General features: G+C 37.5%; 25 protein-coding genes. 11 read left to right on the top strand and 14 right to left on the bottom strand.

The window, feature by feature from the left end:
• The first annotated feature begins 50 nt into the window (after positions 1-50).
• Both ACZ5XR_RS18060 and odhB read left to right on the top strand, forming a co-directional pair.
• Entirely contained in the window at positions 51-2900 is a 2850-nt protein-coding gene (locus ACZ5XR_RS18060) for a 2-oxoglutarate dehydrogenase E1 component (protein ID WP_464497702.1), read from the top strand.
• Positions 2893-4161, top strand: a complete 1269-nt coding sequence (gene odhB, locus ACZ5XR_RS18055; RefSeq protein WP_464497701.1) for a 2-oxoglutarate dehydrogenase complex dihydrolipoyllysine-residue succinyltransferase — start codon at positions 2893-2895, stop codon at positions 4159-4161. The genes ACZ5XR_RS18060 and odhB overlap by 8 nt, the downstream gene beginning before the upstream one ends.
• 47 nt (positions 4162-4208) lie before the next feature.
• On the opposite strand, the gene sda is transcribed toward odhB, so the two are convergent.
• Positions 4209-4343: a sporulation histidine kinase inhibitor Sda gene (gene sda, locus ACZ5XR_RS18050; protein ID WP_464502361.1), complete on the bottom strand. Its 135-nt coding sequence runs from the start codon at positions 4341-4343 to the stop codon at positions 4209-4211.
• 170 nt (positions 4344-4513) lie between these two features.
• On the opposite strand from sda, the gene ACZ5XR_RS18045 reads away from it, so the two are divergent.
• Together ACZ5XR_RS18045 and ACZ5XR_RS18040 are read left to right on the top strand one after the other, a co-directional pair.
• Positions 4514-6199, top strand: coding sequence for an AMP-binding protein (locus ACZ5XR_RS18045; RefSeq protein WP_464497700.1), 1686 nt, complete (start codon positions 4514-4516; stop codon positions 6197-6199).
• A gap of 81 nt (positions 6200-6280) precedes the next feature.
• Positions 6281-6487, top strand: coding sequence for a DUF6501 family protein (locus ACZ5XR_RS18040; RefSeq protein ID WP_464497699.1), 207 nt, complete (start codon positions 6281-6283; stop codon positions 6485-6487).
• A 57-nt stretch (positions 6488-6544) separates the two neighbouring features.
• On the opposite strand, the gene ACZ5XR_RS18035 is transcribed toward ACZ5XR_RS18040, so the two are convergent.
• From ACZ5XR_RS18035 to ACZ5XR_RS18010, 6 genes are all read right to left on the bottom strand, one after another.
• Positions 6545-7135, bottom strand: a complete 591-nt coding sequence (locus ACZ5XR_RS18035; protein ID WP_464497698.1) for a YhcN/YlaJ family sporulation lipoprotein — start codon at positions 7133-7135, stop codon at positions 6545-6547.
• A 98-nt stretch (positions 7136-7233) separates the two neighbouring features.
• Positions 7234-8025: a membrane protein insertase YidC gene (gene yidC / locus ACZ5XR_RS18030; RefSeq protein WP_464497697.1), complete on the bottom strand. Its 792-nt coding sequence runs from the start codon at positions 8023-8025 to the stop codon at positions 7234-7236.
• An 8-nt stretch (positions 8026-8033) separates the two neighbouring features.
• The gene (locus ACZ5XR_RS18025) at positions 8034-8345 is read right to left on the bottom strand and encodes a hypothetical protein (protein ID WP_464497696.1); all 312 of its coding nucleotides are present in this window, start codon (positions 8343-8345) and stop codon (positions 8034-8036) included.
• Between the two features lie 152 nt (positions 8346-8497).
• Positions 8498-9253 carry a pyruvate formate-lyase-activating protein gene (pflA, locus tag ACZ5XR_RS18020; protein ID WP_464497695.1) on the bottom strand — a complete coding sequence of 252 codons (756 nt, stop codon included), beginning with the start codon at positions 9251-9253 and terminating at the stop codon, positions 8498-8500.
• Positions 9254-9275: 22 nt separating this feature from the next.
• Positions 9276-11501: a formate C-acetyltransferase gene (gene pflB, locus ACZ5XR_RS18015; RefSeq protein WP_464497694.1), complete on the bottom strand. Its 2226-nt coding sequence runs from the start codon at positions 11499-11501 to the stop codon at positions 9276-9278.
• A gap of 319 nt (positions 11502-11820) precedes the next feature.
• Positions 11821-12273, bottom strand: a complete 453-nt coding sequence (locus ACZ5XR_RS18010) for a cupredoxin domain-containing protein (protein ID WP_464497693.1) — start codon at positions 12271-12273, stop codon at positions 11821-11823.
• 218 nt (positions 12274-12491) lie between these two features.
• Between ACZ5XR_RS18010 and mprF the strand changes: the two genes are divergently transcribed.
• On the top strand, positions 12492-15020 hold the full coding sequence (mprF, locus tag ACZ5XR_RS18005; protein ID WP_464497692.1) for a bifunctional lysylphosphatidylglycerol flippase/synthetase MprF: 2529 nt from the start codon (positions 12492-12494) through the stop codon (positions 15018-15020).
• Between the two features lie 36 nt (positions 15021-15056).
• On the opposite strand, the gene ACZ5XR_RS18000 is transcribed toward mprF, so the two are convergent.
• Positions 15057-15317: a hypothetical protein gene (locus ACZ5XR_RS18000; RefSeq protein WP_464497691.1), complete on the bottom strand. Its 261-nt coding sequence runs from the start codon at positions 15315-15317 to the stop codon at positions 15057-15059.
• 77 nt (positions 15318-15394) lie between these two features.
• Here ACZ5XR_RS18000 and ACZ5XR_RS17995 point away from each other — a divergent pair, with 77 nt between their 5' ends.
• Together ACZ5XR_RS17995 and ACZ5XR_RS17990 are read left to right on the top strand one after the other, a co-directional pair.
• Positions 15395-15877 (top strand): Hsp20/alpha crystallin family protein, encoded by a 483-nt coding sequence (locus tag ACZ5XR_RS17995; protein ID WP_464497690.1) that lies wholly within the window; start codon positions 15395-15397, stop codon positions 15875-15877.
• A gap of 61 nt (positions 15878-15938) precedes the next feature.
• Complete coding sequence (locus ACZ5XR_RS17990) at positions 15939-16373, top strand: hypothetical protein (RefSeq protein WP_464497689.1); 435 nt, start codon at positions 15939-15941, stop codon at positions 16371-16373.
• 40 nt (positions 16374-16413) lie between these two features.
• Here the strand turns inward: ACZ5XR_RS17990 and ACZ5XR_RS17985 are convergent, their stop codons facing one another.
• Positions 16414-16656, bottom strand: a complete 243-nt coding sequence (locus ACZ5XR_RS17985) for a YkuS family protein (protein ID WP_464497688.1) — start codon at positions 16654-16656, stop codon at positions 16414-16416.
• A 100-nt stretch (positions 16657-16756) separates the two neighbouring features.
• Here ACZ5XR_RS17985 and ACZ5XR_RS17980 point away from each other — a divergent pair, with 100 nt between their 5' ends.
• On the top strand, positions 16757-16888 hold the full coding sequence (locus ACZ5XR_RS17980; protein WP_464497687.1) for a YuzL family protein: 132 nt from the start codon (positions 16757-16759) through the stop codon (positions 16886-16888).
• A gap of 35 nt (positions 16889-16923) precedes the next feature.
• On the opposite strand, the gene ACZ5XR_RS17975 is transcribed toward ACZ5XR_RS17980, so the two are convergent.
• The gene (locus ACZ5XR_RS17975) at positions 16924-18543 is read right to left on the bottom strand and encodes an ABC-F family ATP-binding cassette domain-containing protein (protein WP_464497686.1); all 1620 of its coding nucleotides are present in this window, start codon (positions 18541-18543) and stop codon (positions 16924-16926) included.
• A gap of 449 nt (positions 18544-18992) precedes the next feature.
• On the opposite strand from ACZ5XR_RS17975, the gene ACZ5XR_RS17970 reads away from it, so the two are divergent.
• Entirely contained in the window at positions 18993-19127 is a 135-nt protein-coding gene (locus ACZ5XR_RS17970) for a hypothetical protein (RefSeq protein WP_464497685.1), read from the top strand.
• 147 nt (positions 19128-19274) lie between these two features.
• Here the strand turns inward: ACZ5XR_RS17970 and ACZ5XR_RS17965 are convergent, their stop codons facing one another.
• Complete coding sequence (locus ACZ5XR_RS17965) at positions 19275-19877, bottom strand: SCO family protein (RefSeq protein ID WP_464497684.1); 603 nt, start codon at positions 19875-19877, stop codon at positions 19275-19277.
• Between the two features lie 446 nt (positions 19878-20323).
• On the opposite strand from ACZ5XR_RS17965, the gene ACZ5XR_RS17960 reads away from it, so the two are divergent.
• On the top strand, positions 20324-22249 hold the full coding sequence (locus tag ACZ5XR_RS17960; protein ID WP_464502360.1) for an endonuclease MutS2: 1926 nt from the start codon (positions 20324-20326) through the stop codon (positions 22247-22249).
• Between the two features lie 21 nt (positions 22250-22270).
• Here the strand turns inward: ACZ5XR_RS17960 and ACZ5XR_RS17955 are convergent, their stop codons facing one another.
• Positions 22271-22405, bottom strand: coding sequence for a hypothetical protein (locus tag ACZ5XR_RS17955; RefSeq protein ID WP_464497683.1), 135 nt, complete (start codon positions 22403-22405; stop codon positions 22271-22273).
• Between the two features lie 98 nt (positions 22406-22503).
• Here ACZ5XR_RS17955 and ACZ5XR_RS17950 point away from each other — a divergent pair, with 98 nt between their 5' ends.
• Positions 22504-22689 (top strand): cold-inducible protein YdjO-related protein, encoded by a 186-nt coding sequence (locus ACZ5XR_RS17950; protein ID WP_464502359.1) that lies wholly within the window; start codon positions 22504-22506, stop codon positions 22687-22689.
• A gap of 44 nt (positions 22690-22733) precedes the next feature.
• Here the strand turns inward: ACZ5XR_RS17950 and ACZ5XR_RS17945 are convergent, their stop codons facing one another.
• Positions 22734-22925: a hypothetical protein gene (locus tag ACZ5XR_RS17945; RefSeq protein WP_464497682.1), complete on the bottom strand. Its 192-nt coding sequence runs from the start codon at positions 22923-22925 to the stop codon at positions 22734-22736.
• Positions 22926-23028: 103 nt separating this feature from the next.
• Complete coding sequence (gene yhfH / locus ACZ5XR_RS17940) at positions 23029-23163, bottom strand: protein YhfH (protein WP_464497681.1); 135 nt, start codon at positions 23161-23163, stop codon at positions 23029-23031.
• Between the last annotated feature and the right edge of the window lie 212 nt (positions 23164-23375).

Genomic DNA, 23375 nt, shown 5'->3' with positions numbered 1-23375 from the left:
AGTAATAAAGATTAAATAAAAAAAGTATTTTCCTGTGAGGGGGAAAAAGTATGAGCAGTCAAAATGGAAACAAAAAAGCGTATTTGGAGAGCTTTTTTGGGCCCAATCTTGGATATGTAATCGATCAATTTGAGCAATATCAACACGACCCGGATTCAGTTGTCCCTGAGATGAAAGAATTTTTTGAGCAGTACAATGAAATGGACTTATATCCATTTGAACAAACAAGAGAGCACCTATCAGAAAAAACAAACGGAAATTTTGAAAAAATATTTGAGGCGGTTAAGCTTGCCGAAAATATTCGCTCCTATGGACATTTAGTTGCAAAAATTTATCCGTTGGGAAATAAGCGCCCTGAAGTGGAGCATTTAGAATTACCCACTTATGGACTCCATCCAGATGATTTAAAGGAAATGGGTCCAAATATTTTTTTAAAAAACCCGCCTGCATCAATCAGGACAGCTTATGAAGCTTATTTGTTATTAAAGGATAAGTATACAAATTCCATTGCCTATGAATTACATCACGTACATAACGTTGACGAAAAGAACTGGCTGCTTAACAGGATTGAACAGGGAACATCACAATCCCTTTTAACTCATGAGAAAAAACTAACCATTTTAAAAAGGCTTATAGAAGTGGAGGCATTTGAGAAATTCTTGCATAAAACATTTGTAGGCCAGAAGCGCTTTTCAATTGAGGGCTTAGATGTAATGGTTCCATTAATTGATGAAGTAATATCAGAGGCCATACATGACGGGGCAGAAAATATTAACATTGGAATGGCGCACAGGGGGAGATTGAATGTCCTTGCCCATGTACTTGGTAAGCCATATGAGATGATTTTTGCTGAATTCCAGCATGCCCCTAATAAGGAGCTTGTCCCTTCTGAGGGGTCAATTGGAATCAATTTTGGCTGGACTGGTGATGTCAAATACCATCTTGGTTTAAAACGAGAAATTACAAGTGAAGATGCCAAAACAGCGAAAATTACTCTTGCAAATAACCCAAGCCATCTAGAATATGTGGGGTCGGTGGTGGAAGGATACACCCGGGCAGCACAGGACGATCGAAAAAATCCAGGATATCCGAAGGAAAATCTGAAGTCCGCCCTTGCAATTTTAATCCATGGGGATGCCGCTTTTCCCGGAGAGGGCATCGTCCCTGAGACATTAAACTTAAGCCGCCTAAAAGGATATCGAACTGGCGGAACCATTCATATTATCTCAAATAATACAATCGGATTTACGACAGAGTCTGAGGATTCTAGGTCAACCCGTTATGCCAGTGACCTTGCCAAAGGATTTGAGATTCCAATTCTTCATGTTAATGCTGACGACCCGGATGCCTGTATTTCAGCAGCCTATCTAGCTGCGGAATATCGCTCGGTTTTCCAAAAGGATTTTCTAATTGATTTAGTTGGCTATCGAAGATTTGGTCATAATGAAATGGATGAACCGATGGCGACGAGTCCGCAAATGTATTCGCTTATCAATAACCATCCGACTGTAAAAGAAATTTACGCAGAAACTCTTAAAAAAGCTGGACTTGTAAGTGAAGAAGAAATGAATAAATTTGAAGCGGAAACTCAAGAAAAACTTGAAACTGCTTTTAGAAAAGTTTCAAAAAATAAAGACGATCATGAGGTTAAGGTACCCGAGCCACCTTCTTTCCAATTTGACCAGTCAGCAGGTATCACAAATGTCTCACTGGAAAAATTGAAGACGATTAACCAAGAAATTTTGCAATGGCCTTCAGGATTCCATGTTTTTACAAAACTTGAAAGAATCTTGAAACGGCGCGAATCGGCACTGGATGAAAACGGTAAAGTGGACTGGGCATTGGCAGAAACACTTGCCTATGCGACGATTTTAGCCGATGGCATTCCCATCAGATTAACAGGTCAAGACACGGAGAGGGGGACGTTCGCCCATAGGAATTTAGTTTTGCATGACAGCCAGAATGGTCAAACCTTTTCTCCACTTCATCATTTCCCAAGTGCAAATGCATCATTTGCTATTTATAATAGCCCGTTAACTGAAGCTGGCGTATTGGGATTTGAGTACGGCTATAATATTTTCGCACCGGAAACCTTAGTCATTTGGGAAGCGCAGTTTGGCGATTTTGCTAATGCCGCCCAAGTAATCATTGATCAATTTATTGCTGCTGGAAGGGCTAAATGGGGCCAAAAATCCGGGCTGGTCATGCTCCTTCCGCACGGTTATGAAGGACAGGGGCCGGAACATTCAAGTGGAAGGCTAGAAAGATTTTTACAGCTCGCTGCTGAAAAAAACTGGACAGTGGCAAACCTAACAAGTGCGGCACAATATTTTCATTTATTAAGACGCCAGGCAGCTATTCTTACAAAAGATGAAGTGCGTCCGCTTGTGGTGATGTCACCAAAAAGTTTATTGCGCAATCCACTCGTGTCCTCCTCTGGTACAGATTTAAGTGAAGGAGGATTTAAACCGGTAATTGAGCACTACTCGTTGAATGGAAAGGAAGAACAGGTGGAAAGGATTGTCTTATGCTCTGGAAAAATAGCCATTGATCTTGCTGAGCAGCTCCAGAATGGAACTAATTATGAATGGCTACAAGTACTGCGTTTGGAAGAAATCTATCCCTTCCCAACAGCCATCATGAAGGATATTTTTAACCGCTGCCCAAATGTAAAGGAAATATATTGGGTACAGGAAGAGCCTAAAAACATGGGGGCATGGTATTTTGTCGAACCAAGAATCAATGAGATTGCACTGAATGGAATTAAAGTTAAATATATTGGACGCCGCCGCAGGTCCAGCCCTGCAGAAGGGGATCCAACTGTCCATAAGCTTGATCAATCAAAAATATTGCAAGCTGCGTTAAACAGAACAGATGAAGGAGGGCAAAGCAATGGCTGAAATAAAGGTTCCAGAATTAGCAGAATCAATAAGTGAAGGAACAATTGCCAAATGGCTTAAAAATGTCGGGGAGCATGTAGAGCAAGGGGACTATCTGTTAGAGCTTGAAACTGACAAGGTAAACGTGGAAATCATTTCAGACTTTTCAGGGACAATAACGGAACAAAAATTTGCAGAAGGGGATACTGTACGGGTTGGTGAAATCATTGCCATCGTTGATGAAAGCGGCATACAGGCAGGACAGCAGACAGTCCAGCAACCAACAAATGTAGAAAAGGCTGAACCGGCAAAAGATGAAATGAAACCGCCAGAAGCCGTGAATACATTAAATCAACCCCCTGAACAAAAGGCAGAAGGAAATCTTGATCGGCCCATTGCTTCTCCGGCAGCTCGAAAGCTTGCAAGGGAAAAAGGGCTCAATTTACAAGAAGTACCAACAAGTGATCCGTTGGGAAGAATTCGTAAGCAAGATGTATCATCCTATCAGCCGGAACAAAAGACTACCCCATCGGGCAGAGATGTAAAGGCAGTACCACCAATCTTAGCGGAAGAAGCCTCGAAGCCAATGATACGCGAGCGGATGTCCAGACGAAGATTAACGATTGCCAAGCGATTAGTAGAAGTTCAGCAAACAGCTGCAATGTTGACCACCTTTAATGAAGTGGACATGACAGCGATTATGGATTTAAGAAAACGAAGAAAAGATAAGTTTTTTGAAGAAACAGGTGCCCGTTTAGGATTCATGTCATTTTTCACAAAGGCAGTTGTCGGGGCACTTAAGAAGTATCCATACTTAAATGCAGAAATTCAAGGTGAAGAACTTTTGCTGAAAAAGTTTTATGATATCGGTGTGGCCGTGGCAGCAGAAGAAGGTCTTGTCGTTCCAGTGGTTCGGGATGCTGATCGGAAATCATTTGCGGAAATTGAACAGGATATTTCCCAATTGGCAGAAAAAGCTAGAACAAATAAACTAGCCTTAAAAGATTTGCAAGGGGGAACGTTTACGATTACAAATGGGGGGGTATTTGGTTCCTTGCTTTCTACTCCCATTCTAAATGGACCTCAAGTAGGAATACTGGGCATGCACAAAATACAACTTCGCCCGATCGCAATCGATAAAGAGAAAATGGAAAATCGGCCGATGATGTACCTGGCCTTATCGTATGACCATCGTATTGTGGATGGCAAGGAGGCCGTAAGTTTTCTTGCTAAAATCAAGGAATTACTTGAAGACCCTGAGTCATTGCTGCTAGAAGGTTAAAATTAAAATTAAAAAACCGCCGAGAACATCGGCGGTTTTTTCATGTTTTAGGTCAATCTGCTTTTCTTAAAAGGTCTTAATCCTCGGCGCTGTATTTCATCCTTTAAAATCTTAATCCATTCCTTTTCCTTACCAGTCTTCAATGCATCCCGATACGAAACAACCAACTGCTCGTTACTCATAATTTTCACTTTTGAATGCCTCCCCGGAAAGTGGATTGAATATTCAGTTTTTATTATTGTAAAGGTTTTTTGGCTAAAAGAAAACCCTTCTAGTTAAAAAAATTGTGTGTCAAATTATTTACTAATATTTTCAAAACATTGAATATTCATAAAAATATGTTAACATATTTTTGAAAGCGTCTTATCCATTGTCCAAAAGTTTTGAGGGAGATGAGTTAATGGGGGATTTATTGAACACAACAATAGGTAAATTATTAGATGAAAAAGCAAGATTGCATCCAGAACATGAAGCAGTCATATATTCGGATAGGAATTTACGATGGACATATAAAGAATTTGATGAAATTTGCCGAAAAGCAGCCAAGGGGTTTATTAAGCTTGGAATTGAAAAAGGAGAACATGTTGCCGCCTGGTCGACCAATACCCCTGAATGGCTCATTTCCCAGTTTTCTACCGGCAAAATGGGGGCTGTTCTTGTTACGGTTAATACAAATTATCGAACATCAGAGCTTGAATATCTTTTAAAGCAATCTGATTCAACCACGATTATTTTGATGGATACATGGAAGGACTCATCCTATATCGAAATGTTATACGAAATTGTACCTGAACTAAAAAGCTCTGAACCTGGAACAGTGATCAGCAGCCGATTGCCATTCTTAAAAAATGTGATTGTATTGGGGACGAAAAAATATCCGGGGACGTATTCATGGGAAGATATTGTTCGTCTTGGTGAGACTGTTTCGGATAAAGAATTAGATGAAAGGATGAATTCCCTTGAGGTTGATGATGTCATCAATATGCAGTATACCTCAGGGACAACCGGATTTCCAAAAGGAGTAATGCTCACACACAGTAACATCGTAAATAATGGATTTAATATTGCAAACTGTATGAAGCTAACAAAGGCAGACAGACTTTGTATCCCCGTTCCTTTTTTCCATTGCTTTGGTTGTGTGCTTGGAACGATGGCCTGTGTGTCGGTTGGTGCAACAATGGTCCCTGTTCAAGAATTTAGTCCTAAGAGAGTTTTACAAGCGGTTCAGAAGGAAAGGTGTACAGGCCTGCATGGAGTACCAACCATGTTTATTGCCGAATTAAATGATCCAGATTTTGATCAATACGATCTTTCTACACTAAGAACAGGAATTATGGCAGGTTCAAACTGTCCCATTGAAGTGATGAAGGCCGTCATTGAAAAAATGGGTGCCACAGAAATCACGATTGCATATGGTCAAACGGAATCTTCGCCGGTTATCACTCAAACCAGAACTGACGACCCGATTGAACTCCGGGTTGAAACGGTGGGGAAGGCGCTGCCAAATGTAGAAGTCAAAATTGTTGAACCAGGTTCGAATAAGGAAGTACCCCGTGGCGTTCAAGGTGAAATGTGTACAAGGGGTTATCATGTCATGAAAGGGTATTATAAAAACGAGCAGGCAACCCGTGATGCTATTGATAAGGATGGCTGGCTCCATACGGGGGATTTAGCTGTAATGGATGAAAATGGTTATTGTAAAATTACCGGTAGGCTTAAAGATATGATTATTCGTGGAGGAGAAAATATTTATCCGCGCGAAATTGAGGAGTTTCTTTATACGCATCCCAAAGTCCTGGATGTCCAAATCGTGGGTATTCCTGATGCCGTGTACGGAGAGGAAGTCATGGCATGGATTATTTTAAAGGAGGGAGAATTGGCAACTTCAGAAGAAATAAAAGAATATTGCCAAGGGAAAATATCCAAACATAAAATCCCCCGATATATAGAATTTACGAATTCCTATCCAATGACGGCGTCAGGTAAAATCCAAAAATTTCGCTTGCGTGAACAAGCGCTCGATGTCATTAAAAATTGATTTCTTTTTTTGGACTGGTTGCACATCCTCATGACAATTGATTATACTAGAAGTTGGACAATGATGGAAAGGGTGACCCAAATGATTCACTTAACATGGCATGACCGTGAAACACTTAAGAAGGTTAAGTGCGTTCATACTGATGCCAAGAAATATATTGTAAATAATGCCTTAACAGCCGGAAAGGTATATGAAGTAAAAAATGAAACCGAAGAATTTTATTATATCATTGATAATACAGGCAAAGTCGGTGGATTTTACAAGGAGTATTTCGAGGATCTAAAATAGATATTCAGCAATTATGATTAAAGAAAAAATGCCTGGCAATCCGCCAGGCATTTTTTCTTAACGTTTTAAATCAGGGAAAACACGACGAACTGCATCTGAGAATTGTTTTACGAAACCTGATACTGGTCTCCCATGACGAATATCTCCAGCCCATGAATTCATTTGCCCATAAAAATCAGGATTTACCGAAACATAAACATTATTAATAGTAGGGTCTACTGATTTCACACGCTTAACAATTTTGTGCTCAATGGCTGAAGTAAGTTCTTTTCTTGATGAACCAGCCAACTTTGCTGCTACATAAGCATTGTTTTCCGTAACAATAACATTGGCTGTGTCCACTTCTGGCAAGTCTGCTACACGATCAGCTGCATTGTCCGCTACTCGCATTTTAGTACGATTATTAAATCGTCCATTGTTGAGATAATTTTGGTTTACATTTCTATTTGTATCTACGCCTGTAATAGCCGGACCGCCATTTGGATTATAATTCACCCTTGTAGGAGCAGTCCCATTATTCCGATATGCGATATTATTTTTGGTATTATTTGTTGCACACCCAGTTAAATCCAAACTGATAATAAGGACCGCGATGGCAAATAAGTATTTTTTCATGTTGTGATGACACTCCCTTATCAAATTGTTCATAAATAGCATTCCAATTTCATAAAAAACTATTCGAGAGGGGAAAATTAACAATTCAAAAACAAAAAAGAAGCATCCATGGATGCCTCTTTATCAGTTCATTATTTTTGTTTTACTGCGACTTCGAGCGGCTTTTTGCTTGTGTATAGACGTTTGCTTATGGCCGTTTGGATGATTAGGAATGTACCGCCTACAACCCAATATAGAGGTAAGGCAGCCGGAGCAGAAAATGAAAACATGACAATCATGAGCGGTGATAGTAAACCCATGTATTTCATTTGTGCTGCTTGCTGTGTTGGCATATTGGACTGAGATACTTTAAATTGGAAATAATAAATAATTCCAGCAATGATGGTTAACCAGATATCGGGCTGTCCAAGGCTAAACCATAAAAAATGATGGTGCTTAATCGCATCAGACCCTCTGATAGCATAATAAAAGCCAGTGAGGATAGGCATTTGAATGATTAATGGTAAACAGCCCATATTTAATGGGTTTACACCGTGTTTTTGATAAAGACCCATCATTTCCTGCTGAAGCTCTTGTTTCTTTTTCGGATCCTTTTCAGCCTTCATTTTCTTTTGAATTGCATCCATTTCTGGCTTTAAGACGTCCATTTTTTCCTTCATGATCATTTGATTTTTATATTGCCTTAACATTAACGGCATTAGAACCAAACGGATCACTAATGTAACAAGGATAATGGCAAGCCCGTAGCTGCCATTGAAAAAATCAGCAACAGATTGAATCGTAATCGTAAATGGATTTACAAAATAATGGTGGAAAAAGTTATCATTATTACCAGATTTTGCCTGAGTGGAACAAGCTGAAAGCAGCAAAGTAGTTAATGCCAGCATACCAATAATTAAAATTGAAGAACGTTTCGTTTTCATATTTCCTCCTAAAATGTAGTAATAAATAGTGGATGAACGTGGAAGGAAATTGGTTTTTCCGGATCGTCTTTGGAAGATTCTTTTCTACGAATATATTTTATAATTCTGATCAGAATAAAATTTCCATTCAAACAGCTAGCTTTTTTATATAAAAATAATGGGTGAATGATTTTTGTGTCCGCAGGATTTGCCAGTGAATCCAAGAAGGAGAATTCAACACTTCTCGCCAATAATAATTTAAAGGTAATCCCTAAATAGATACTGATATAAAGGGCCGTAAGTGTATTTATATCTGTATGATCAACCAAGATTTGGAACAAAAATTTTCACCTCTCTTTTTAAGCCAATGATATGAGTATAAAGGAGATTAGATAAATAATCAATTTAATTCATTACAAAACCATACTAACATATACTATGAATTTATAATAATAAATTCAAATGAAAGAATGTTCAAAAAACACTAACTCCATTAAGAATTAGTGTTCAATGGTCTTTCCCAATATGCCGTCAACATTCTCCCCGCGAATTCTACCTTTTCTTCCGAAGGCGGCTCGACGTTCTTTAATGGATATTCATGGCCCAGGGCTTCCCATTTATAGACGCCGAGTTTATGGTAGGGGAGAATTTCAATCTTTTGAACATTTTTTAATGTGCCAATGAATTCACCCAATTTTTGCATGTCATCCGGATCATCTGTAACAGTCGGGACGAGTACATGACGCACCCAAATCGGGACGTTTTTGTCTGATAAAAATTTGGCAAACTCTAGTATATGGTCATTTGCCATTCCGGTAAGCTGAATATGCTTCTTCCGATTGATATGCTTTAAATCCAATAAAATTAAATCCGTGAACTGCAATAGTTCCTCAAGCTGGTCAATAAAAAGTTTGGAATGGGAGAAACATCCGCCAGAAGAGTCGATGGTCGTATGGATTCCTTTCTTTTTACATTCTTTGAAGAGCTCAGTTAGGAATGGAATCTGCAGCAAGGGTTCTCCACCACTAACGGTTATACCCCCGCCAGAGGCTTGAATAAAAGGGAGATAACTCATGAGATCATCCATAACCTCTGAAACAGTTATTACCTTACCAGTGCCAATTTCCCACGTATCAGTATTATGACAAAATTGGCAGCGAAGCAAGCAGCCCTGTGTAAAAATAACATATCGAATTCCAGGACCGTCAACTGTCCCCAAAGTTTCTATGGAATGAATATTTCCGTTCATGATAATTATCCCCTTTCATTAATTACAAAGATTCGTGGAAGGTCCGGTTAATGACGTCTAGCTGCTGCTCTCTCGTTAATTTAATAAAGTTTACCGCATATCCGGAGACACGAATGGTCAATTGTGGATATTGTTCCGGATGTTCCATAGCATCTAAGAGTGTCTCGCGGTTAAATACGTTTACGTTTAGATGATGTCCTGATTTCATTGCATAACCATCTAAGATGGAAACAAGGTTACGGACCTGATTTTCTTCTTCTTTTCCAAGTGCTTTCGGTACGATCGAGAAGGTGTTTGAAATGCCATCCATTGCATAACTATATGGCAGTTTGGCAACAGAAGATAATGATGCTAATGTTCCTTTCGTGTCGCGGCCATGCATTGGATTTGCGCCAGGTGCAAACGGTTCTCCTGTTCGGCGTCCGTCAGGTGTGTTACCTGTTTTCTTGCCGTAAACAACGTTTGATGTGATTGTTAATATCGATAATGTGTGAACAGATTCACGGTATGTTTGGTGTTTGCGCAGCTTTTTCATGAAGCTTTCCACTATTTCTACTGCAATACTGTCCACTCGATCATCATTGTTACCGTATTTTGGATAATCCCCGCTAGTTTCAAAATCAACGGCTATTCCATTTTCATCGCGGATTACTTTTACTTCACCATATTTGATAGCACTTAGTGAATCTGCTACGACACTTAAACCTGCAATACCGGTCGCCATTGTCCGTAGTATTTTCGTATCATGTAAGGCCATTTCAATTCTTTCATAGCTGTATTTATCATGCATATAATGGATGACATTCAATGTATTGATATAAAGACCTGCAAGCCATTCCATCATTTGGTCGAATTTTTGCATTACTTCCTTGTAATCTAATACTTCAGATTGTATTGGTTGATACTGTGGGCCGACCTGAATTTTTAGTTTTTCATCGATCCCGCCGTTAATCGCATAAAGAAGTGCTTTTGCAAGATTAGCACGAGCCCCGAAGAACTGCATTTGCTTTCCAATTTCCATCGCAGAAACACAGCAGGCAATCCCATAGTCATCACCATATTCCGGACGCATGATATCGTCATTTTCGTATTGGATGGAACTGGTTTTAATCGACATTTTCGCACAGTACTTTTTAAAGTTTTCAGGAAGCATTGTTGACCATAGAACAGTTAAGTTTGGCTCAGGTGCAGGGCCCAAGTTGTCTAAGGTATGAAGGAAACGGAAAGAGTTCTTCGTTACTAATGAACGTCCGTCCTGTGTCATCCCGCCGATTGATTCTGTAACCCAAGTAGGGTCGCCGCTGAATAATTCATTATAATCTGGTGTACGGGCAAATTTAACAAGTCTGAGCTTCATTACAAAATGGTCGACTAATTCTTGTGCTTCAGTTTCTGTTAATATACCATTCTGCCAATCTCTTTCAACATATATATCAAGAAAAGAAGAAACACGTCCAAGACTCATGGCAGCACCGTTTTGCTCTTTAATCGCAGCTAAGTAACCAAAATATACCCATTGGAAGGCTTCAGCAGCATTTTTCGCCGGTTGAGAAATATCGAAGCCGTAGCTGTTTGCCATTTCTTTCAGTTCTTTTAATGCACGATATTGCTCAGAGAGTTCTTCGCGTAACCTCATGACATCTTCTGACATTACTTGGCTGGTATTATTGTAATCTTTTTGTTTTTCTTTCATTAAGAAATCGACACCATATAAGGCAACGCGTCGGTAATCTCCGATAATACGTCCTCGTCCATAGGCATCAGGAAGACCGGTAATAATGGCAGCTTTTCTTGCAAGCCTCATTTCATCGGTATAAACATCAAAAACTCCTTGGTTATGAGTTTTGCGAATTTCTGTAAAAATTCTTTCAATTTCCTGATTTAACTCATAACCATAAGCCTCGCAAGCCTGTTTCGCCATTCGAATCCCGCCGTAAGGCTGAAGGGAACGGTTAAAGGGTTTGTCGGTTTGAACCCCGACGACTTTCTCAAGTTCTTCGTCAAGATAGCCTGGTCCATGCGAAGTGATTGTTGAAACCGTTTCGGTATCCATCTCAAGGACACCGCCATGTTCACGCTCCTGTTTGGTTAGTTCTATGACTTGTTCCCAAAGTTTGTTTGTTCCTTCAGTTGGTCCTTCTAAGAATGCATCGTCGCCTGTATAAGGAGTAAAGTTTTTCAAAATAAAATCTCTTACGTTAACTTCATGTTTCCAAATACCATTGTTAAAACCTTTCCATTGTTCCATGATTATTCACCCCTATTAAAAATTGAAAATATAACAGATTATGGATCTATATCTCACAATTAGTATAACAGCTCGAATGTGAAAATTTTCACATAAATTGTTAAGATATTGTGAAATACATATTTTAAAGGTTTTTTTAACGATTTATTGAACTTCTTGTGAACGAATTTGGATTAGGTATAAATCTGTATTATATAAAAAACACACAATACAAAAACTGTTATATAGGCGAAAAACAATAATAACAAGGTATTTATATTATTTAACCAGTGAAACAGATTCCTTTTCCCATTGAAAAAGGATGACTTTGGGTCATCCTCTAATCTACTACGATATCAGCGATCATTGGTCCATTATGCGCCCGGTCAGGGTGGGCCTCGCAAATTAATCGATAGGTTCCTTCTTGATCAAATTGAAGAGGAACGACCGTTTCTTCTCCTTTTTTAACTGTGCCTTTTATCTTCGTACCTTCTATATAAAAAGGATGCTCATTTCCATTGATTCCATTAATAAAAAGCTTTACCTTTTCCCCTTTTTCTAAATGAATGGTTCCCGGGTCCCATCGATAAGCTTCAATTTCTTTTCCATCCTTCATTTTACTTTTATATTCGACTGTGACCATGTGAATTTCGCGAATATTACTATTCGCTTGCTGATTAAACACGGCCGTATCAGCAGCTCTCAGCATGAACCAGGCTGAAATGGTAACCAGTGTGAAACCGACTGCTAAATAAAATAAAAGTGTTTCTTTTTTTATGACGAAAAATTTCATTTCCATAACCCCCTCTGATATATTTGTCCTATTTTATGTTTATGCAGATAGGGGGAGAAAACTTGTCTTTTATTTTAACTGTTTTAGGATAGGGCAATCTGTCAAGAATAGGGATACAGCATGAGGACTATTCAAATAAAAAGGAATTATTTTCTTTGTTTTTCCTGTTGAAAAGTTTATATTAAGATAAGTAGAGAAAATAATGGGTGGTTATCTTGTTGGGGATCAAAAAAGAAAAATTACTTCAAATAGCGAAATTTATATTTCCACTTTTTTTACTGATTTTTGCGATTGTCGAAATAAAAAAATTTACTGGCAATGTAAATGTCCACTTACTTCAAAACGAATTGAACCGACTTAATATAGGTATCTTGCTCCTGATTTTGGCTGTTACTTTTTCTGCAGTACTCCCAATGATGCTTTATGATGTCATTCTTGTTCAAATACTGAAATTGCGGGTGCCTAAAAAGGAATTGTTAGAGCAGTCGTTTATTGCCAATGCCTTTTCAAGTTTAATCGGCTTTGGCGGTATCATTGGTGCAATGTTAAGAACCTACTTTTTCAATAGCTTAGAAAATGATAAACGAAAGTTAGTAGGCGGAATAGCTTCCGTTTCGTTTTTTTACTTAACAGGAATTTCTGTCCTCTCTTGGATTGTGGTAATCGGATATTATAATTTTCCGCTGTTCGCTGATACCCGGTGGCTTTTTTTTGCGGTTCTTGCGGTGAGCTTTTTTACACCGGTATTTTTGTTCATCCATTTTCTTAAAAGGAAAAGGGACCACAATTCTTTGATTTCCGTTGAAGCATCGATTAAGCTTGTTTTCGTTTCGATTGTGGAATGGTTTGCCGTTTTCTTTGCTATCTGGATATTAACGAAACTAATTGGAATTCCAATCTCCATTCATATTCTGTTCCCTGTTTATATCATTGCCGCGTGTGCGGGAATCATCAGTATGATACCTGGCGGACTGGGGTCCTTTGATTTAATTTTTATATGGGGAATGCAGAATTTACATATTGCGGAAGAAAAAGTCCTTGTCCTATTACTATTTTATCGATTTGGTTATTATATCCTGCCATTTTTGGTAAGTGTCATTCTGTTTGTCAAAATGTATTGGGAAAAATGGAATAAAACATGGGGGAATCTGCCGAATGCGATTGTCCAAGGATTTAGTCATATCGTTCTGACCATCATGGTTTTTTTATCTGGTTTGATTTTACTTTTATCAGCGAGTGTCCCTGGGATTATGTCACGACTCAGAATTGCTCAAGAGATTTTGTCCTTCCCTATCATCAATGTATCCCATCAGCTCTCAGTAGCTGCCGGATTCCTGTTATTGGGTTTATCTCGAGGAATTGAGTACAATGTTAAACGGACTTATGATATAACCATGTTTGTTCTTATTCTGGCTGCCCTGTTTTCCATTTTTAAAGGGATTGATTATGAAGAAGCGATTTTTTTAATTATTGTAGCCCTTCTTCTGAGAATGTCGAGAGGTCAATTCTATCGTGAGAGCTATGTGCTTACCTGGGGAAAAACAATATTTGATATCGCAATCATCCTCATCATAACGTCCATGTATATTTTGATTGGCTACTTAAATTTACCTAGCGCAAAAGTAACGATTCCAAGAAAATTCATCCCTTATGTCATTGTTGATTATCGGGATTTATTTAATAGTGCGATGATTGGACTGGTTATTGCTTTTTTAATATTAATGTTTGGTTACCTCATTAGCAAACCGAAAAGCTGGAAATTTGAGAATTCTGCAGATCAAGAAAATGAAATTATTGACCATTTAAGGAAATACAATGGAAAGATGCTATCTCATTTAATTTTTCTGCATGATAAATTTATTTTTTGGAATCACCAAAAAAATGTCCTGATTTCTTTTCAACAATATGCCGATAAATTAGTAATCCTAGGGGACCCAATCGGAGAAAAAAGTGAAATATCCAATGCGATTGAAGAATTTCAAGAAATTTCTGATCTCCATGGTTTTACTCCCGTTTTTTATCAGGTGAGCGATGAGATGCTGCCCTATTTACAAGGAAGCGGCTATGCCTTTTTTAAATTAGGGGAAGAAGCCTTTGTTAATCTTAAAACGTTTTCTCTATCAGGAGGAAGAATGAAGGGATTACGGGCTTTACGAAACAAATTCATCCGTGAGAATTTTGATTTTGAAATTATTAAACCTCCTTTTACAAAAGAGCTTCTAGAGGAGTTACAAGTAATCTCTAATGATTGGCTTCAAGGGAGAAGGGAGAAAGGCTTTTCAGTGGGTTTTTTTGATCATGATTACTTAAATAAGGCACCGATTGGCATCGTTAAAGATAAAGAAAAAAAACTGCTGGGTTTTATGAGCATCATGAATGTCTATGATGACAAGAACACGATTTCAGTTGATTTAATGAGGTATAAGCCGGATTCTCCCCAAGGGACAATGGATTTTTTATTTTTATCCCTCATTGATTGGGCGAAGGATAATGACTACGGCCGTTTTAATATGGGAATGGCACCTCTTGCCAATGTGGCAATGTCAAGGTTTGCCTTTTTAAGTGAGAAAATTGCTGCGCAAATTTTTTTCCATGGGCATTTTATTTATCATTTTCAAGGTTTGAGAAAATTTAAAGAGAAGTACACAAATATTTGGGAACCGAAATATTTGGCGTACCGGCGAAAATCTTCACTGCCTTTTACAATGGCGCAGATTACCTTGTTAATTTCAAAAAAAAGAATTTAAAAACAAAAAAACTGCCGCGGGCAGTTTTTTTTTTAATCATGATTCAAAATCACAATTTACAGGATTTGATTCGAAAGTGCTTGGCGAATCAATTTGATCCCGGTCATCGACCAGGCTTCTATTTCCTAAAAACCCGCTTTTATCACCAAAATTCTGCCCATAGCCTTGGTTTTTTTTATCAGAGTTGTGCCAATCTGCCAAAAGATTTTGGCCAATATTTACAGCTGAGGCATTTTCAAAGGAATTAATTTTAATCATAAATATATTTATATTAATATACGGTACCGGAGCTGGCATGTTATCTCCTCCTTATTGTTGCATTAAAATATATGCAATCCGTCATGGTTTATGAAGGGAAGGTGAGCAAGGTGGATATGGAAAAATTAAAACAATGGATGGAGATTGCCCAAAATATGCATGGTGGTCAATTTTGGAAAAATATATTTGAACAGGATTTTGCCAAACAATTTATGAATGATCAAAAATTTACATCTCCCATCCATGGGTTTGAAGAACAATCCTATCGGACAGAGAAACACTCGCACTCTTTCCCAAATATTGATTTATTAGAGGGTGAACAGGACGTAATGGTAATGATTGAACTTCCTGGAGTACAGAAAGAAAATATTGAATTGGGATTAAATGGGAATGTTTTAACGGTAAAAGGGACGGCACTGCCCATTCATCCAAATTTAAAAATAATTTATTCTGAACGGTTTTATGGTGAATTCCAGAGACAGATTAAACTGCCGGACACCGTCAATCCAAGCGAGTTGAATGCGAAATTTTGGAATGGAATTTTATTTGTCAGCTATAAGCGAGGAACTGAAAAAGGTGAAATCATCCATATCGATTAGGACATGTTTAGTTTTTTCTCCCATATATATAAGTAAGGTGAAAAAAAGGGAGCGTTAACGGATGTCATTAAAAGATTTATTCTTCATATTCAGTAAAAATGATTATGAGAAGGATTTAAAGATTAAGCTCGCTTCCTTAGAGATGAAAATTGAGGAATTGAAGGAATCTTTATCAGCATATCAACATGATGGTTCTGAAGAAAAACAGGTAAAGACAAAAGAGCCTCCGATTATTATCGAAAAAATAAATATCGAAAAAATTATTTTAGATAAATATGAACTTAATAATAACTTTGGACAATTGGGAATTAAGGAACTAAAAGGGAAATTAAATATCGGTGCGACTTACGGCAGTGAGTATATTCCTAAATTAGATGAAGAAGAAAACGAGGAGACCGAAAGAGGTGATAAGGTAAAGAGGGAAGGGGAAGATTCAAGAACCGGACCGAAAGTCAATATTCATACAAAAAAAGAAGAAGATATGAAAAAAGACTAAAGTTGTTATCCTTTAGTCCTTTGAGGAAATTATGGCAGCATTATTGTAGCCGACTTTCCACCTGTTGGCATACTTCATCAGCTGACAGTCCATTAGCATCAATGACCGATCCTTTTGTATAGGTATCCTGCATTCCCATAACGTTTGAATCCAAACCTGTCACAACACAGCAATCACAATTCTGTGCATCAGCTTCCTGCTTTAATTCAACAACATCATGGCCTTTTTCCTTCAGTGCTTGTTGAATATTTGTAAGAGATTGTTCTACACCAATTTTTGCCACACAAAACACCTCCTCCTGTAAATTATCTTGCCTAAGTTTTCCCTAATTATTCCGCATAAGTACCGATAAATTCCCAAAAAATATAATGGGAGGTGTTTATATGGGAAAGCGGAAAAAAGATGCATCGACAATTGGTCTAAACTCTTCACAGGTAGAAGGACAAGGGACTACAACCACTGAAACGGGAACCAGATCAGAACCTTCATCCCGGCGCAGGAAAAAAAGTCCTTAAGTAAGAAAAGAGGCTGTCTCAGACAGCCTCTTTTCTTATTGATACATTTCTGCTACTTGTTTTTGAATATCTGCATTTTCAAGATATTCATCATATGTCATTTGCTTATCAACCAATCCTTTTGGTGTAAGTTCAAATATACGGTTGGCAATCGTTTGAATAAACTGATGGTCATGTGAAGCAAACAGCATGGAGCCCTTGAAATTGATTAATCCATTGTTTAATGCTGTGATGGATTCCAAATCCAAATGGTTAGTTGGCTCATCAAGCAGCAGCACGTTCGCACCGTTAAGCATCATTTTCGAAAGCATACAGCGGACCTTTTCTCCACCGGACAGCACACTAGCTTTTTTCAATACTTCTTCCCCTGAAAAAAGCATTCTGCCTAAAAATCCACGTAAAAAGCTTTCACTTTCATCCTTAGGGGAGAACTGGCGGAGCCAATCAACAAGATTCAAATCACTATTTTCAAAGTACTCCGAGTTATCCTTCGGAAAATAGGCTTGGCTTGTGGTGATTCCCCATTTAAATGACCCGCTGTCCGCTTCCATTTCGCCCATGAGGATTTTAAAAAGGGTTGTCTTGGCCAATTCATTCGTACCAACTAGAGCAACCTTATCCCCCTTATTCATAAAGAAACTAATATTATCAAGTACTTTTACTCCATCTATCGTTTTCGATAAACCCTCTACTCGTAAAAGATCATTCCCGATTTCCCGTTCAGGAGTAAATCCGACAAATGGGTAACGGCGTGAAGAAGGTTTGATGTCATCGAGAGTAATTTTTTCTAATAATTTTTTACGGGAGGTTGCCTGCTTGGATTTTGAAGCATTTGCACTAAAGCGGGCAACGAATGCTTGCAATTCTTTAATTTTTTCTTCTTTCTTTTTATTGGCATCGGATGCCATTCTGACAGCAAGTTGGCTGGATTCATACCAGAAATCATAGTTACCAACATAAACTTGGATTTTACTGAAGTCCAAATCTGCAATGTGAGTACATACTTTATTTAAAAAATGACGGTCATGGGATACAACGATTACGGTATTATCAAAATTAATCAAGAAATCTTCAAGCCAGGCTATCGCTTTAATATCTAAGTGATTTGTCGGCTCATCCAGAAGGAGTACATCAGGTTGACCGAACAATGCCTGTGCAAGCAGCACCTTCACTTTTTCGGAACCTGTCAGCTCAGCCATTTTTTTATAATGTAAATCCTCACCAATCCCGAGACCTTTTAAGAGAATGGCAGCTTCTGGCTCGGCTTCCCAGCCGTTTAATTCTGCAAATTCACCTTCGAGCTCGGCAGCTTTCATACCATCTTCATCAGTAAAGTTTTCTTTCATGTAAATAGCATCTTTTTCTTGCATAACCTGATAAAGTCTGGCATGTCCCATGATAACGGTTTTTAATACTTCATATTCCTCATATTCAAAATGGTTTTGCTTTAAAACCGCCATCCGCTCATTCGGTCCAAGCTGGACTGTTCCTGTCTGTGCTTCAATTTCACCGGATAATATTTTTAAAAAAGTAGATTTACCGGCTCCATTTGCACCGATTAAACCATAGCAATTCCCAGGCGTAAATTTAATGTTTACATCCTCAAATAATTTTCGATCTCCATATCTTAAACTTACATTACTTACGGTAATCATAATTAAAATCCTCCAAAACAAAATATCTATTAATTATAGCATTAATAAGTCCAAGAACGAAATTTTTTCATATGTTCAGAAAAAGAATCAATAGTAAGAAGGAGTCTACGTGCCGAAAAGCTTGTTTAGAAAGAAGAATCGGTCATGTAGAAGGAGTCTACGTGACGAAAAGCTTGTTCAGAAAGAAGAATTGGTCACGTAGATGGAGTCTACGTGACCGAAAGCTCTTTAAGAAAGAAGAATTGGTCATATAGAAGGAGTCACGTGACCGAAAGCTTGTTAAGAAAGAAGAATCGGTCACATAGAAGGAGTCAACGTGACAAAAAGCTAGAAGATTCAATGCATATTCCAAGAAAGAAAAATTTTCTAAAGATTTTTTAGGATTTCACACTTTATTCATATTTTTGTTGTAAAATTGGGATATGATGTATTAAAAGAAGGTGAGAAGTATGGCGAAAAAGCAATTTACTGAACTTGTTAATAAATTGAAGAAAGCTGGAATAAAAGCGAGCCTAACAAAACCTAAGTCCAATTATCTTTTATCCTTGCAACAATTAAAAAAGTATCCAACATCTGTGAATTAATAGAAATCAAATATGAATGCATTAAAAAGAGGCTGTCCAGAAGGGTCAGACCCCCTCTTTCAACAATTAATATATAGTTGCTTTTAAGAAAAGTTCAGCTATATATTCACGTTGTGGGGTCAGACCCTTTGTTTTAGGACAGCCTCTTTATTCTATTTTATCCATTATTTTGTTATAAACTTCTGTTTTATTAAAATCCTTGCCCATTGGAAATTTGGCAATAAATTTATTATTTTGATCGAGCAAATACGTAAAAGTGGAATGAACAAACTGCCCGTCACCAGGGTCTTTATATTGAAATTGGAGGGCATCGGCAATTTTCTTTATCTTCTTTTGATCACTTTTCATGGTTTGAGGATTTCCGGTCAGGAACATCCAATTTTGATCGTCCTTAATTCCGAATCCTTTCATATATCCTTTTAATACTGATGGTGTATCACGATATGGATCAATAGAAATTGTCATAAACTCAAATTTCTTGCCAAAAATACCTTTTTTCTCGAGTTCTTTTTCCAATACACTCATTTTTTGAGTAGTAGTGGGACAAATATCAGGGCAATGTGTATAGATAAATTCTACAAGCTTTAGTTTTTGGTCGTTTTTTTCGATTGTAAATGGCACATCATTTTGATTCATTAAGGTTATATTAGCTGGTATAGTCGCATTTGCATCCCGAATAAGGAAAAAGGAGATTCCTGCTGCAATCCCTATAAAGACAGCAAGAGTGCAAATAAGATAGATCTTTTTCATGTGAATCCCTCCTATCATTAAGATAATGAAGTTTTTTGTAAAAAGATATGGATATTTTGTGAATAATCCGTCTGAATAAAAAAATAAGAAATTCAGGCTTTTACCATAATTGACAAGTGATTCCATATACTGTATTCTGAAATTGAAGAAAACTGTTTCATAAAGGAGTATGTTTTATGTTAGGTGCCGTTCTTAACTAATCCAATGAATTGGATAAGATCATTCCATATCATCCTCTTTCTTATAAAAAATTGAGAATAGAGGGCTTATTTACTGTGGAATGAAGTTAAGAACAATGAGGCAGTCATATGCATACATTTTTTACCAATGTAGCTGTGTACCCGCGTGTAGACAGTTTTTATTTTGGTTTAATTTTCGTAAGCAAAATTTTTGCCGCAATGAACATTGTTCATTGCGGCTATTTTTATTTCTGGAGGTTATCTAAATTGAATCAACATACGTTTAAGGTATTGGAATTACAGCAAATTAAAGAGGCGATGGCGGAATTTGCTTTAACATACGAGGGTAAAGAAAAGATTTTGAATCTATCTCCTTCCTCCCATTTGAAACAAATTGAAGCGTGGCTGGATGAAGTCTCGGAAGCAGTAGAAATTTTGAAAAAAAGCTCAAGTGTCCCCGTGCATGGATTAGATGGAATGGAACAGCTTTTGAAAAACTTGAATAAAGGGGTAGTATTGCGTCCTGAACAATTAACAAAGCTTTATGATTTTTTAGACTGCTGCGGTAAAATGCGCCGTTATATGAAGGATAAACATTATTATGCGCCAAGAGTTTCTGCTTATGTTGAAACCATCGAAGAGCTGCCAGTGCTGGCGGGCGAAATTATCCGCTGTATTCGAAATGGCAGGGTGGATGATTATGCAAGTAAAGAGTTATTAAAAATTCGAAAACAAATAACGATTCAGGAGGAACGGTTAAAAGAAAAGACGATGCAACTCGTCCGATCAAATAAATATAAAAGCTTTCTGCAGGAAAATGTTGTTAGTCAAAGGAATGGAAGATATGTGATTCCAATAAAAAAGGAATATCGGAATAAAATAAAAGGAACCGTTCTAGATACGTCTTCATCTGGCTCAACACTGTTCATGGAACCGGAGGAAATTGCCCTATATCAGGACCAATTAACTTGGATGTTTGCCGATGAGGAAACAGAAGTCCAAAAAGTCCTTCATTATTTAACTGGTTTGGTGGAAGAAAAGGAACAGCAAATCCGATTAGCAATGGAAACCATGGTACATTATGATTTCTTATTTGCCAAAGCTAAATATAGCCGTTCCATCAATGGGGTAAAGGTGGGAGTAAATGATTCACATTATGTCCGGCTAATTCAAGCAAAACACCCTCTCTTAGGGAACAAAGCGGTTCCGCTATCACTTGAATTGGGTAAAGCGGAACATGCACTCGTGATAACCGGCCCCAATACAGGCGGAAAAACGGTAACAATCAAAACCGTCGGACTTCTAACCTTGATGGTTCAATGCGGGCTTCATATTCCAGCTTCTGAGGAAAGTAATGTAAGTATATATTCTAATATTCTGGTTGATATTGGTGATGGTCAAAGTATTACGGAGAATTTAAGCACCTTTAGTTCGAGGATTGTCAATATTATCGAAATTCTAAAGGAAACGAATGAACGCACGTTGGTCTTATTAGATGAGCTTGGTTCTGGAACAGATCCGGGAGAAGGAATGGGGCTGGCGACGGCAATTTTAGAGACACTTTTTGAAAAAGGAGCTACCTTGCTCGCAACAACGCATTATAGTGAAATTAAAGAGTTTGCAGTTGAACATCCAGGATTTATTAATGGGTCTATGGAGTTTGATTTAAAGACATTGACGCCAACCTATCGTTTGAATATTGGCAGAGGTGGTGAAAGTCAAGCATTTGCGATTGCACTAAAGCTTGGGATTCATCCAAAAATCATTGAAAGGGCACATTACATCACCTATAAAGAAAATACTGCCTATTCATCGGAAGAAATGGACATCTGGAAGTTAAAGGAATTAGAGAAACAAATTATTGTTAATAAATATCAAAATCGAAAGAAAACTTCCAATCAAAGTGATTCGATTACGATCTATCAACAAGGAGATAACGTACAAATTTCTCCATCACATGACTTTGGAATTGTGTACTCCGGACCTGACCAATATGGTAATTATCTTGTTCAAATAAAAGGAGAGAGGGTTTCAGTAAATCATAAAAGAATAAAGCTGTATATTCCAGCGAAAGAGCTTTATCCTGATGACTATGACTTTGATATCATTTTTCAAACGAAGGAGAATCGGAAGAAAAATAAACTCTTATTAAAGGGGCATCATGAAGATATAACCATTGAATATCCGGAATAATGAATAAAGAGGATGACACTTTCATCCTCTTTTTTTCATTCTTTCGGCAAGTAATCGTTTCACTTGATTATAACTAAGGCCGGATTGACTATTTAGTCTTTTTACCTCTTCAATATCGGTCCCAACCACTGTGTATTTTGGCGAATCTTTTTTCAATAGATTCACCTCCATTCATTTGAAAGTAAAAAGTATTTATGAAATGAAATCGACTCTTTATGTGCATACTAGGACTAGTTTAAAAGGAGGCGGTTCCTATTTTTTATGGTAAAAGAGCAAAGGAAGAAGAAATTGAAAATATTATGGTTGATACCGAAATTTATTCCTGCATGGATTCGGCATGTATCGGCTGGATGAGAAAGGATTTTGTTACTGCCGATTTGCTTTGTCCAATGTGTGGAAATGAAATGATTCCAGAAATAAGGGAGCTTCCGAAAATATAATCATAAAAAGACTGTCGCTGTACTATGACAGTCTTTTTTCTTTGCTAAAGGTTTTCATTTTGTTGTTTTATTTCATCTCCGGTAATGATGGTATTCGCCTCAATCAGTTCCATATGCTTATCAACTGAATCCCCGGAAACGTTTTTTAAATTTGGAAAAATTCCTCCGTTATTGATCGTAATCTGTGGCTCTTTTGGAGCATTTGTTAGATAATCCTCTGATTTTGCCTTTGCCACTTGCTTCATCTCCTTTCTATAAGGTTGTGCATTGAAAAATTGAATTATGCCTACCTGTTATTTGTAAAAAAAGAAGCTGCCAATGATGACAGCTTCTTAAAGACTATTCTTCTTTTTTTGCAAGGCAGCGATCACATTCCATTAAGTACGATTCAGCCTGTTCCTCCATATGCTGACCGCATTCAGGACATTCCTTTTTTGGTAAATTACGAAAAAACTCAACCGGATTGATTAACATTAAAAATCTCCTCCTTTGTTTAATACAGTTTATTATTAATTCATCTGTTGTAGTACAGTATAAACAAAAAAAAGATTTTTGTGTAGGCTTTTTTATTATAATAATAAAAATAGTACTTTTATCACGATATATGAAAAGGATATTTTTCAGTGACATGTATGAAAGTATATAAGGAACATAAAAATAGTACTTCCCAATTAAACAACATTACA

The organism is Neobacillus sp. Fa239 (genome assembly GCF_055395235.1).
The sequence above is the reverse complement of the archived record's forward strand: the minus strand, read 5'-3'. Positions and strand labels throughout refer to the sequence as shown.